Origin of the sequence: Bacillus sp. ES1-5 (assembly GCF_022487605.1) — a bacterium.
Taxonomy (GTDB): Bacteria; Bacillota; Bacilli; order Bacillales; family Bacillaceae_G; genus Bacillus_A; species Bacillus_A wiedmannii.
Map to the genome: position 1 here is coordinate 73,564 of NZ_JAKVPU010000002.1, position 12,722 is coordinate 86,285.

Genomic DNA, 12,722 nt, shown 5'->3' on the forward strand with positions numbered 1-12,722 from the left:
TTGATTTACACGCTTTTTATTTTGATTCAATTGCTTTTACAAGGCGGATCAGCCAATATAAGAAAATCCATGGCAATATATAAGTTGTTGCTATATGTACTAGGCGAGGGAAGAATCCAAACGTATTAATATTGAAAATAGGAAGCAGTAAATAATTAATGGCTATGATTAATATAATCACAAGGAACGTATAGTTGAGTTTATTAGTTGATTTCATCATAATCACCCCTTTTCGTAATTTGATACATTTTATGTAAATTGTATCAAATGTATAAAAGGAAAAGAACAAGTAATTATTATAACTATTATGCAAAATTTGATATAATGAAGGAACAAATGTTCTTTGGAGGGGTGAGTACTATGCGAGAAATGTATCCGAAAAATGGTCGTGTTATTTTGCATGTAGATATGAATTGTTTTTTCGCATCTGTTGAAATTGCTCATGACCCATCATTACAAGGGAAGCCGTTAGCAGTTGCTGGAAATGAAAAAGAAAGAAAAGGAATTATCATAACATGTAGTTATGAGGCGAGAGACTATGGAATACGTACAACGATGCCTCTTTGGGAAGCAAAAAGGTTATGTCCACAATTAGTTGTAATGCGTCCTAATTTTACATTATATCGTGAAGCTTCATTTCAAATGTTTCAAATCCTTTCCCGTTTTACAGAAAAAATACAACCAGTCTCAATAGATGAAGGATATTTAGATATTACAGATTGCTACGCACTCGGTTCGCCTCTTGAAATAGCAAAGATGATCCAGCAGGCGTTATTAACAGAGTTACAGCTTCCGTGTAGCATCGGAATTGCTCCTAACCTTTTCCTAGCAAAAACAGCTTCTGATATGAAAAAGCCTCTCGGTATTACTGTGCTTCGAAAACGAGATATTCCAGAAATGATTTGGCCACTTCCAGTTGAAGCGATGCATGGAATTGGAGAAAAAACAGCTGAAAAATTAAATGATATTCATATAAAAACAATTGAGCAGTTAGCAAAAGGAAACGAACATATCATTCGCGCTAAAATTGGAAAGCATGGTGTTGATTTAAAGTGGCGGGCAAAAGGTATGGATGATAGGGAAGTTGACCCGAGTCAAATGGGACAACATAAAAGTGTCGGTAATTCGATGACTTTTTCAAAGGATATGGATGAAGAGAAAGAATTACTTGATATGTTAGAACGGCTATCAAAATCAGTAAGTAAAAGATTACAAAAGCGAACTCTTGTCACCTATAATATTCAAATTATGATTAAATATCATGATAGGCGGACAGTAACGCGGAGTAAGCAATTGAAAAATGCCATTTGGGAAGAACGAGATATTTTTCAGGCAGCCTCTCGTTTATGGAAGCAACATTGGGACGGTGATTCCGTTCGTTTATTAGGTGTTACAGCTACTGAAATAGAGTGGAAGACAGAAGCGGTGAAACAATTAGATTTGTTTTCATTTGAAGAAGATGCGAAAGAAGAGCCGCTACTTGCTGTCATCGATCAAATTAATGATAAGTATGGAATGCCGATTTTACAACGAGGTAGTCAATTATTACGTAAGCAAGAAAAGTCTTTTCAGCAAAAATTAGAAAATAAGTTTATGTAGAAGGTGTCATGAAGCTGTAAATATCATGACACCTTTCATTGTTAACTTGCTTCTAAATCCAATGAAGTTTTCCATCCAGCTGCAGTAACGTCAGATTCTAATAGCATTCTACCTACTACTTTTTCAATTAAGACTGCTGCATTTGTACTGCAATGTAATGTAGCTTGTATACACACTTTTTGATTAGAATCTACGTCTTCGCTATACAATTCTTTTAAACCGATGCCTTCAGAACTTACCATGTGCATAAGTAAAAAACGAATATGGGATTCATGTTCCTCTGAACAAGTAAGAGAAAGTAAGTAATTCGTTTGTTCAGGTGATTCTTCTTTTGATTTCTGATTCATAAAGAGAGCGATTGGGCGAAGTAGTATATTTGCTAGTAAAACGCCGGCTGCACCTAATATAGCTGCAACGAGGAAACCAGCACCTGTAAGAGTACCAACAGCAGCTGCGCACCATAGAGTAGCTGCTGTATTAAGCCCTCTAATACTAAAACCATCGCGGATAATAACGCCGCCTCCTAAAAAACCAATCCCACTAACGACTTGAGCAGCAATACGTGAGGGGCTAGCATCGTGATCAAGCATGACGGATAATAAAACAAATATACAGGCACCAAGTGATACGAGAGCATTTGTCCGTAATCCAGCCATCCTGTGTCTCCATTGCCGTTCCATTCCGATGCAAGCACCTACAATAATTGCGATAAATAATCTTAATACAATGTCGTACCATACCATCATGGTCACCTCCATACATATAAGTCCATGTTATGTTTTTGAGAATGAGTGGGGAGTACCTGCTCATTCTCATTTTTATCTCGCTATTTGTGGGCTGATGAAAGCTTCACTTTATAACCAGCTATGAAACTTTTTAATATAAACTTTTTTTAGGAACTGTGTTAAGAAAGCATAGCCTAATAGTATTCCTATTAACCAAGGGAAGTAGCTAAGTGGTAATGCTTGTAATCCAACGGCTGCTCCGAGTGGTGAGAATGGAATATAAATTCCGATTGCCATAATACAAGCAGTTAATAAAAGAACCGGTATTGATGCAGTACTTTGAATGAACGGAATCTTCTGTGTTCTTATCATGTGAACAATTAAAGTTTGTGTTAGTAATCCAACGACAAACCAACCAGATTGGAATAATGATTGTTCGCTAGCTGTATTTGCACCGAAGACGTTCCACATGACTACGTATGTGATAATATCAAATATGGAACTAATTGGACCGATGCAAATAATGAAATTTCGTAAGTTGGCAGTATCCCATTTTCTTGGTTTTTCTAAAAACTCTTTATCCATTTTGTCCCATGGAATAGACAGTTGTGAAATATCATAAAGTAAGTTTTGAATTAAAAGGTGAATGGCAAGCATCGGCAAGAAGGGGATGAAAGCACTTGCTACTAACACACTAAATACATTTCCAAAGTTAGAGCTAGCTGTCATTTTAATATATTTTAAAATGTTTCCGAATGTAGTGCGTCCTTCTAAAATACCTGCTTCTAATATTATTAAGCTTTTTTCAAGTAAAATAATGTCGGAAGACTCTTTTGCAATATCGGTAGCAGTATCAACACATATGCCAACATCAGCTTCATGTAACGCTACGGCATCGTTAATGCCATCTCCCATATAACCTACAGTGTGTCCGTTTCCTTGTAATACTCGTATAATGCGAGATTTTTGCATTGGATTTAGTTTAGCAAATACAGTTGTTTCTTCGGCTAATTTTGCTAATGCTTTATCAGGTAAAGAGTCGATTTCGTAACCAAGGACAGGCTCACCGATATTTAATCCGACTTCTTTGCAAACTTTTCTTGTCACAATTTCGTTATCGCCAGTTAAAATTTTCACTTGTACGCCATGTTTCTGTAATGCTTGAATGGCAGTAGCTGCAGATGGTTTCGGTGGATCTAAAAAGCCAATATATCCAGCGAGAATCATATCATTTTCATCTTGTACCGCGTACTCTGTATCATTTATTGGTCTATCTTTTTTATAAGCTACAGCAATAACACGCATACCTTCACTATTTAATGTCTCACTTAGTTGTTTTACATTTGAGCGCATGTCATCGGTAAGAGAAACAACTTTTCCATCTACTTCAGTGTAGTTACAAATAGATAAAATTTCTTCTACTGCCCCTTTACAAACCATTGTATGTTCACCTGAAATATCTTTCACGATGACGGACATACGCCGGCGAGCAAAATCAAATGGAATTTCATCTAGTTTTTGAAAAATGGATGGATTAAACTTCTGGTTTTCTTCTGTATGTTTCATAACGGCTTTATCTATTAAATTTTTCAATCCTGTTTGATAGAAGCTATTTAAATAGGCAAAGTGTAATACACGATTACATGTATTACCGTTAGGATCTAAATGGCGGACAAGTACAACTTTATCTTCTGTTAAAGTACCTGTTTTATCGGTACAAAGAATGTTCATAGCACCTAAGTTTTGAATAGAATTCAGTTGTTTTACAATTACTTTTTGTTTAGACATGTTAACGGCACCTTTTGCTAAATTAGCAGTTACAATCATTGGTAACATTTCAGGTGTGAGACCAACAGCAATTGCGATAGCGAAGAAGAAAGCCTCTTGCCAATCCCCTTTTGTGAATCCGTTAATGAGAAGAACGATAGGCGCCATAATAAGCATGAATGTAATTAAGAGCCAGCTTACTTTGTTTACACCTTTATCAAAGCTTGTTTCTACTCGTTTGCCGATTACCTTTTTTGCTAAAGAGCCGAAATACGTATCAGTACTTGTGGAGATGACAACAGCTTTTGCACTACCACTTACAATATTTGTACCCATAAAACAAAGGTTTTCCATATCGAGTGGATTGTAATTTTTTTTCATGTTTTTCGGTAAGATATGTTTATGCTCTGTATGATAGCAGTTTTCGTACTTTTCCACAGGCAGTGCTTCCCCAGTTAAAGAAGACTGATTCACAAATAAATCTTTAGCTGATAAAATACGCACATCAGCCGGAACGATATCACCCGCAGAAAGTGAAATAATATCACCAGGAACAAGTTCTTCAATTGGAATTTCCATTGAATCATTTTGCTTCAAACTCATTACGTTTTTTATTTCGTGTACAAATCCATTTATTCTAAAGACACTTGCTGTTGTTCGAACCATAGCTTTTAACTGATCCGCAGCTTTCTGAGAACGAAATTCTTGTAGAAAGCGAATCGTTGCACTTAGCATTACCATTACAGATACAACAAGGGTTCCTTGTATGTCATCTGTGAAAAAAGAGAGTGCGCCAAGAGCTAATAAAACAAAAATAAATGGATTTTTAAATGCCAGTAGAAATTGAATGTACCACGGTGCTGTTTTATTATGAGCTATTTCATTCGGGCCATATAAAGTAAGTCTACGAGCCGCTTCTTGTTTAGAGATTCCATTTTGTGTTGTTTCTAGAAGTTGTAACGCCTTGTTTGCATCTTGTGTTGCGATTTCCACCAATAATTCATTATTTGTTTTCATACGATCTTGATCGTAAGAATGTTTTGTTTCTTGTCTTTGTAAATTTAACATCGGTAGTTCCTCCTTTTTCATGAAGGAGGAAACAATCTGTTACTCGACTATTTAAAATTAGGAGGAACAGCTTCTTTCCTACCTACATGATGAAATATTAACGTAAAACATATGGGTATCTGGGCCGAATCATCAATTGCCAACTGTTCCTCACCTCCGTACAATTTAGTAGTTTCTGAATATGCTATGTTTGTTTCATTGTAAGGTGCATATATAAAAAGACCTTTACTCAAAACGAGTAAAGGTCTGAATTCGCAGTTAAAAGAGTCCACAACAAAGACTGTTAGTAAACATAGATAAAAACAGTTTTTGTGTATGACAAAAATACATGCACCTCTCCCTCGTTGAGTTTTAGCACTGTATAGCATAGGTACTGAAACCAGCTACGTTAAGAAAGGCCTTCATTCCGACCTTTCCTGTTGACCCATTGGCGTCTCTCGACATTTTTGGGCAGCAGCGTTTCTCTATACAGGAGCCTCACCTAACAGAGACCATATTCAATTACAATTTGAATGTTAGCACTGTAAATTTATAGTGTCAATATCTTTTTTTGAAAAATCAAATAGGTTTATGATGGCTATATAGTAGGAAAAAAGAGGAGTTTTGTTGAAATAAGGCTGGAAAATAAATATTGTAATGAACATAAATAAAAAGCACTGATTACAGTGCTTTTTATTATAGATTATGAGATTGTAGCATTTTCAAAAATAACAATTTCTGAGCTGTTTGTTGTTGAAACGCGTTGTGCGTAATATGTTAAAGCTGAAGAAATATATGTTGGTAATGAATCATTTGTATGTGTTGTTGTATATTCATGGATTAATTCTTTCAAAGTCGTCCATTCTAATTGTGCTGGGTGATCAGACACGAAAGAACTTACCCAGCGATCAAATGAAGATGAAAAATCAGTTTGTAAACGAAATGCTTCTTTCATAATAAAACGCTCCCTTAAAATGTAGTATAATCATTTTAACATAAAACACGAACGATTACTAAGTTTTTTGAGTATAATGTTCGTGATATATAGTTGTCTAGATGATTGGTTATGTAAATTCGATTTGCCATTTGAAATAACATTCCGTAAGATGAAAGGTAGATTATATAAAGAGCTGGAGGAAAGAAAGTGGAATTTGTATTTTTAGGAACTGGTGCAGGTGTTCCTTCGAAAGGAAGGAACGTTTCGGCAATTGCTTTGCAATTGTTAGAAGAACGAGGACAGACTTGGTTATTTGATTGTGGCGAGGCGACGCAACATCAAATATTACATACATCAGTACGCCCACGCCGCATTGAAAAAATATTTATTACGCATTTACATGGTGATCATATTTTTGGATTGCCAGGTTTATTAGGAAGCCGTTCGTTTCAAGGAGGGACTACACCTTTAACTGTGTATGGACCAAAAGGAATTAAACAATTTATTGAAGTGGCATTATCAGTAAGTACGACACATGTGAAATACCCACTTGAAATTGTGGAGATAACAGAAGAAGGTACTGTATTTGAAGATAATGAATTTCACGTGGAAACGAAAAGATTGTCACATGGTATTGAATGTTTTGGGTATCGTATTGTAGAGAAAGATATACAAGGTGCTCTTTTAGTCGATAAATTGCTGGAGATGGGTGTGAAACCCGGTCCACTTTTTAAACGTTTAAAAGATGGAGAAATAGTTGAATTAGAAAATGGTACGATACTAAATGGAAAAGATTTTATTGGTCCGCCTCAAAAGGGGAGAATTATTACCATTTTAGGTGATACAAGATATTGTGAAGCGAGTAGAGAGCTGGCACAAGACGCTGACGTACTTGTTCATGAGGCAACTTTTGCAGCAGAAGATGAACAACAAGCGTATGATTATTTTCATTCCACATCTAAGCAAGCTGCGAGTATTGCACTTCAGGCAAATGCAAAACGATTAATATTGACTCATATTAGTTCTCGTTATCAAGGGGATACATATAAGGAATTATGGAAAGAGGCAAGAGAGCTATTTTCTAATACAGAAATAGCTACAGACTTGAAAATATTTCCGGTAGAAAGATAATAATGGTGTGAAAAAATGGTGACGACAGGTTGCCATTTTTTTATTTCTAAAAAAAATTTAAAATAAAACTGTTATCATTTTATGTTTATATTGGATGAAACAGAAAGTTTTAATGATGTGAAGAGATAGGATAAAAACACATAGTACCAATTGTTTAGAAAAACTGTTATATAAGTCAGACGACATACGAGTGGTACAAATAGCAAAAACGGATCGTTATTCAGAACTTTTAAAATTCATTAAAAGTAAGCGTTTTATTAAAAACGAGCTATAATGAGGGCAGATCAAAATTTATTGTAGGCTACATGTGTTTTAGCCGTTTGTCGTAATAAGTGAAGTTGACTAAATCGTGAGAGAGCAACATGGAATTTATAATAGGAAAGTTATTACTATTATTTGTATGAAGTCTTTTTTTACTTTTTAGCTTTAAAGCACGAAAAGGTATGAAAGCAATGGGCGTTTCACTTGTTTATGCTATGCTTGTAAGGGGTTCTGTGTTAAACTTTGGATTGCTACAAGACTTTATTGTGGATTATCTTATATTATTTTTAAATGAAGGTAATGCTAAGTTTCTTATATATTATGATAGCTGGTATTATTTCAGGATATATTGTTTCACTGTTATTCAAAAACTATCCAATTCGTACAGCGGAAAAAATTCGTCGTACAACTGGAAAAGCAACCGATTCGGTAGCTTAATAGAATAGTAAAAATTTTTTTCATAGAGGTTTAGGGGGAGTTATGATGAAGTATCGCTCAGTATTTGATATTATTGGTCCAGTTATGATTGGGCCATCAAGTTCACATACAGCAGGCGCAGCAAGAATGGGGCAAGTTGCTCGCCAGCTGTTTCGTCATGAACCAGAAAGAGTAAGCATTTCATTATATGGATCATTTGCAAAGACGTATCGAGGGCATGGTACGGATGTAGCACTGATCGGTGGAATATTAGGGTTTGAAACAGATGACTTACGTATTCCAGAGGCGCTAGACATAGCAAAAGAGCGCAAAATCGAAGTAGAATTCATTGAAGAAGATGCAAATGCACCTCACCCAAATACAGCGAGAATTCGTTTGTATAAAGGTGAAGAAGAAATTGAAGTTGTTGCTTGCTCAATTGGTGGCGGTAAAATTGAAGTTGTAGAATTGAACGGATTCGATCTTCAATTAACAGGCACGAGTCCAGCACTACTTATTGTAAATAACGATCGCTTCGGTGCTATTGCAGCAGTAGCTTCAATCCTTGCGAAACATGAAATTAACATTAGTACAATGAGTGTTTCTCGTAAAGAAAAAGGAAGAAGAGCGCTTATGGTTATCGAAACAGATGACTTATTAGCAGATGAAGTGATTGAAGAAATAAACGCGCAACAAAATATTTGTCAAGTAACTATTATGGAATAATTGCAGGGGGGACACACCATGTTTCGGAACGCAGCGGAACTAGTGGCGCAAGCTAAAGAACAAAATGTAAAAATCGCAGAAATTATGATTCAATGTGAAATGGAAACAAGAAATATTTCACGTGAAGAAGTAATTGCTGGTATGGAAAAGAACTTAGTCGTGATGGAGCAAGCAGTAGAACGTGGTATTCGCGGAGTGAAATCACCAACTGGTTTAACTGGCGGAGATGCTGTAAAAGTTCAGGCGTATATGAATAGCGGAAAAGGCTTATCTGGAGATACGATCTTGGACGCGGTGAGTAAAGCTGTTGCAACAAATGAAGTAAACGCAGCGATGGGAATTATTTGTGCAACACCAACAGCAGGGTCTGCTGGAACAGTGCCAGGTGTACTGTTTGCACTGCAAGAAAAATTACAGCCGACACGCGAAGAGATGATCGAATTTTTATTTACAGCAGGAGCTTTCGGTATGGTTGTTGCGAATAATGCTTGTATTTCCGGTGCGGCAGGAGGTTGTCAAGCTGAAGTAGGTTCAGCAAGTGGAATGGCAGCGGCGGCAGCAGTTGAGATGGCTGGTGGAACACAAGATCAAGCAGCTACAGCGATGGCGATTTCATTAAAGAATATGCTTGGTTTAGTATGTGATCCTGTTGCAGGGCTTGTAGAAGTACCTTGTGTAAAACGTAATGCAGCAGGAGCTGCGAATGCGATGATTTCAGCTGATTTAGCATTAGCTGGCGTAACGAGTACAATTCCATGTGATGAAGTGATTGAGGCGATGTTTAGAATCGGACAAACGATGCCAGTAGCACTTCGTGAAACAGCTGAAGGTGGACTTGCAGCAACACCAACTGGTCGCCGTCTGCAAGAAGAGATTTTTGGGAAGACTAATAACTAAACAATATATGTTAATAAAAAAATGGAGCTCAAGTAAGATTGAGCTCCATTTTTTATTTTTCTTTTGTTAGTTGTTCTAATGTTTCCCCAAGATTATGTGATCGTTGTGTAGCCTGTGTAATACAAGAAATAAGTGCTTGTTGAAATTTATGTTCTTGTAATACTTCAATGCCTGCTTCGGTCGTTCCGCCAGGAGAAGTAATTTCCTTTCGCAAAACAGAAGGGTGTTTTTCACTTACTTTTAGCATTTCAGCAGCACCAATCATCGTCTGAAGAATAAGTGACTTTGCAACATCTTCTTTTAAACCAATTGTTTTTGCGGCTTCTTCCATCGCTTCCACTACGTAATAAATATAAGCAGGCCCACTTCCAGATAATGCAGTGACGGCATGCATATCTTCTTCCTCTACAACAGAGACGAGACCGATTGTTTCAAATAAAGCTATGGCAGTCTGAATATGTTCCGCTGTTGCATGTTTTGAAGGCGAGATAGCAGTAGCTGATTTTAAAATAGCTGCAGATGTATTTGGCATCGCACGAATAATCGGAACATCTTTTTGAAGTAGGTTTCTAATCGAGTGAGTAGAAACACCTGCTAATAGTGAAATAATAAGTAGGTTATTATGTATATCTTCTTTAAAAGGAGTAAGTGCTTCTGCAACATCCTTTGGTTTCATTGCTAGAAAAAGAATAGTTGTATCAGTAAGTAGCTCTTTTTTATTATGCGTACCTTTGACGCCATATTTTTTATGTAGCTCCTGCAATCTTGTCTCGTTAGAACGATTACTTACGGTAATTTGTTCGCCTTTCACAACATTTGCATGTAACAAGCCACCAATAATAGCTTCAGCAATAGAGCCTGCACCGAGAAAGGAAATGTTTTGAATAGACATGATGTTCCTCCTTTAAATTTGGTTAGAAATTCTTATAAATGTACATACATTCGTTTTTTTATAGGAAACACCTCTTTTTATCTGAAAATAATGACAAATATATATAGAAGTTGTAAACTGAAGAAGTATTCATTTTTGAACCGGAAAGAGACAGGGGGGCTAAGCATGACGGCGATTCACCGAATGGAGATTCCTGTGCCATTTGCAGTTGAAACTGTGAATGTGTTTTTAGTTGAGGGGGAGACATTAACATTAATTGATACAGGGACGAATACAGAAGAGGCAAGAAGTGCGTTAGAAAGGCAATTAGGTACATTAGGATATGCGATAGAAGATATTAAAACAGTAGTCATTACGCATCATCATGCGGATCATTGTGGGCTTTTAAATATATTTTCTGAGAAAACGAACATTATTGGACATCCTTGGAATGAGCCTTGGATCACGCAAAATCCAGAATTTTTAAAGTGGTATCATGAGTTTTTTAGAGAGACAGCTTTGCAATTTGGTGTTCCAGCAGCATTTTTGAAAGACGAGGCGTTATTGACGACGAAGACACTTAAATATTCTTGTAATAGATCGTTAACGCATACTGTGAGAGAGGGAGATCGTATTGATTCTTTACCTGGATTTACAGTAATCGAAACACCAGGTCATGCTTCCACTCATATTTCATTATATAGAGAATCTGATGGAATATTAATTGGCGGGGATGCTCTCATTAGTCATATTTCTTCGAATCCCATATTAGAACCACCATATGAAGGACAAACAGAAAGGGCGCGCCCATTATTACAATATAATCAAACATTAAAGCGTTTAAGTGAAATGAATATTTCGCGCATTTTATCAGGACATGGAGAAGATGTTCTAAATGTGAAACAACTTATTGAAACGAGATTACAAAAGCAAGAAACACGTGCGTTTAAAGTGCTTGAGTTATTAAAGGAAAAACCAATGACAGCATTTGAAGTATGTGTAAAACTATTTCCGGTATTATATAAGGAGCAATTGCCGCTTACTATTTCAGAAACTGTTGGACAATTAGACTTTTTAGCATATAATCAACAAGTGATGATTGATGAATCTTCGCAACAATTGATTTATTATGCAAAGTAGGTGACAGCAATGACGGGACGTTTACAAAATAAAGTAATCGTCATTACAGGTGCTTCTAGTGGAATTGGAGAGCAAGTTGCAATGCAAGTTGCAGAGCAGGGGGCGACTCCAGTATTAATGGCTAGAACAGAAGAGAAATTAAAAGCGTTAGCAGAGAAAATTAAAGAAACTTATAATACGCCTTGCTATTATTATGTATTAGATGTAAGTGAAGAGACGGAAGTACAATCTGTTTTTTCAAAGGTATTACAAGAAGTGGGACGTATTGATATATTAGTAAACAATGCGGGATTTGGTATTTTTAAAACGTTTGAAGATGCGTCAATGGATGAAGTGAAAGATATGTTCCAAGTAAATGTATTTGGATTAGTAGCTTGTACGAAAGCGGTACTACCTTATATGGTGAAAAGAAACGAAGGGCATATTATTAATATTGCTTCACTTGCTGGGAAAATTGCAACTCCGAAATCGAGTGCGTATGCAGCGACGAAACATGCAGTACTAGGATTTACGAATAGTTTACGTATGGAGTTGTCTAGTACAAATGTTTTCGTAACAGCAATTAATCCAGGTCCGATAGATACGAACTTTTTTGAAATAGCTGATCAATCCGGTACATATGTGAAAAATATGGGACGTTATATGTTAAAGCCGACGTATGTAGCAGAGCAAATTGTAAAATCGATACAAACGAAAAAGCGTGAAGTAAACTTACCGAAATGGATGGGCATTGGTCCGAAACTTTATGCTCTATTCCCAGGTATATTTGAGCGTGTTGCAGGCAAATCATTAAGTAAAAAATAGGAGATTTCCATATGGAAATCTCCTATTTTTTATTTTCCAGTCACATAATCGTAAACGATATCCTCAACTGCCTCGTATACATCAATTTCAGTATTTGAATGAATTATCGTTTGAATATGTTTAATTAGCATTTCCAGATCCTCATTTGACATAGGATTACATTGATATTGCTGAAAACTTTTTATGATCATTTTCTCAATTAATTTCTCATTCATGTTTTTCCCCGCCTGTATGTATACATGTATTGTTTTATTGTACTTGAAGTGAAATGAAAAAACTACTATACACTATTTTTGTATAAAAATTCGGTTGTGTATATTGTTTTTCTAGTAAAATTAAGTTTTTTAAGTTTATAAAATTTATAAATATTTAATTGACTCTATAAATATACAATATTATA

13 protein-coding genes and 1 riboswitch are annotated in these 12,722 nt (G+C 36.0%); of the genes, 7 read left to right on the forward strand and 6 right to left on the reverse strand.

Translation table 11 applies throughout. The annotated features are described in order from the left end of the window. Positions 1-16 precede the first annotated feature (16 nt). Positions 17-217: a hypothetical protein gene (locus MKO96_RS10120; RefSeq protein ID WP_046957503.1), complete on the reverse strand. Its 201-nt coding sequence runs from the start codon at positions 215-217 to the stop codon at positions 17-19. A gap of 143 nt (positions 218-360) precedes the next feature. Here MKO96_RS10120 and MKO96_RS10125 point away from each other — a divergent pair, with 143 nt between their 5' ends. Further along, on the forward strand, positions 361-1,599 hold the full coding sequence (locus tag MKO96_RS10125; RefSeq protein WP_240587425.1) for a DNA polymerase IV: 1,239 nt from the start codon (positions 361-363) through the stop codon (positions 1,597-1,599). Positions 1,600-1,640: 41 nt separating this feature from the next. Here the strand turns inward: MKO96_RS10125 and MKO96_RS10130 are convergent, their stop codons facing one another. The 3 genes from MKO96_RS10130 to MKO96_RS10140 all read right to left on the reverse strand — a co-directional run bounded on the left by MKO96_RS10130 (position 1,641) and on the right by MKO96_RS10140 (position 6,093). Further along, the gene (locus MKO96_RS10130) at positions 1,641-2,342 is read right to left on the reverse strand and encodes an MgtC/SapB family protein (protein ID WP_141530040.1); all 702 of its coding nucleotides are present in this window, start codon (positions 2,340-2,342) and stop codon (positions 1,641-1,643) included. 111 nt (positions 2,343-2,453) lie between these two features. Next, positions 2,454-5,159 (reverse strand): magnesium-translocating P-type ATPase, encoded by a 2,706-nt coding sequence (mgtA, locus tag MKO96_RS10135; protein WP_240587426.1) that lies wholly within the window; start codon positions 5,157-5,159, stop codon positions 2,454-2,456. Between the two features lie 328 nt (positions 5,160-5,487). Beyond that, positions 5,488-5,655: riboswitch (M-box (ykoK) riboswitch) on the reverse strand. 186 nt (positions 5,656-5,841) lie between these two features. Further along, on the reverse strand, positions 5,842-6,093 hold the full coding sequence (locus MKO96_RS10140) for a DUF3932 family protein (protein WP_000656495.1): 252 nt from the start codon (positions 6,091-6,093) through the stop codon (positions 5,842-5,844). A gap of 189 nt (positions 6,094-6,282) precedes the next feature. Here MKO96_RS10140 and rnz point away from each other — a divergent pair, with 189 nt between their 5' ends. The 4 genes from rnz (at position 6,283) to sdaAA (ending at position 9,507) form a co-directional block, all read left to right on the forward strand. Beyond that, positions 6,283-7,206 (forward strand): ribonuclease Z, encoded by a 924-nt coding sequence (gene rnz / locus MKO96_RS10145; protein WP_098274546.1) that lies wholly within the window; start codon positions 6,283-6,285, stop codon positions 7,204-7,206. Between the two features lie 561 nt (positions 7,207-7,767). After that, on the forward strand, positions 7,768-7,905 hold the full coding sequence (locus MKO96_RS29585) for a hypothetical protein (RefSeq protein WP_483298322.1): 138 nt from the start codon (positions 7,768-7,770) through the stop codon (positions 7,903-7,905). 45 nt (positions 7,906-7,950) lie between these two features. Further along, positions 7,951-8,610, forward strand: coding sequence for an L-serine ammonia-lyase, iron-sulfur-dependent subunit beta (sdaAB, locus tag MKO96_RS10155; protein WP_087981826.1), 660 nt, complete (start codon positions 7,951-7,953; stop codon positions 8,608-8,610). An 18-nt stretch (positions 8,611-8,628) separates the two neighbouring features. Then, the gene (gene sdaAA / locus MKO96_RS10160; protein WP_087981824.1) at positions 8,629-9,507 is read left to right on the forward strand and encodes an L-serine ammonia-lyase, iron-sulfur-dependent, subunit alpha; all 879 of its coding nucleotides are present in this window, start codon (positions 8,629-8,631) and stop codon (positions 9,505-9,507) included. A gap of 52 nt (positions 9,508-9,559) precedes the next feature. On the opposite strand, the gene proI is transcribed toward sdaAA, so the two are convergent. Next, positions 9,560-10,399, reverse strand: coding sequence for a pyrroline-5-carboxylate reductase ProI (gene proI, locus MKO96_RS10165; protein ID WP_240587427.1), 840 nt, complete (start codon positions 10,397-10,399; stop codon positions 9,560-9,562). A gap of 165 nt (positions 10,400-10,564) precedes the next feature. Between proI and MKO96_RS10170 the strand changes: the two genes are divergently transcribed. Together MKO96_RS10170 and MKO96_RS10175 are read left to right on the forward strand one after the other, a co-directional pair. After that, a complete protein-coding gene (locus MKO96_RS10170) occupies positions 10,565-11,518 on the forward strand; it encodes an MBL fold metallo-hydrolase (RefSeq protein WP_064474854.1) in 954 nt (317 codons plus the stop codon). Between the two features lie 9 nt (positions 11,519-11,527). After that, positions 11,528-12,322 (forward strand): SDR family oxidoreductase, encoded by a 795-nt coding sequence (locus MKO96_RS10175; protein WP_087981819.1) that lies wholly within the window; start codon positions 11,528-11,530, stop codon positions 12,320-12,322. 29 nt (positions 12,323-12,351) lie between these two features. On the opposite strand, the gene MKO96_RS10180 is transcribed toward MKO96_RS10175, so the two are convergent. Continuing rightward, complete coding sequence (locus tag MKO96_RS10180) at positions 12,352-12,537, reverse strand: YqzH family protein (protein WP_087981818.1); 186 nt, start codon at positions 12,535-12,537, stop codon at positions 12,352-12,354. Positions 12,538-12,722: the final 185 nt, after the last annotated feature.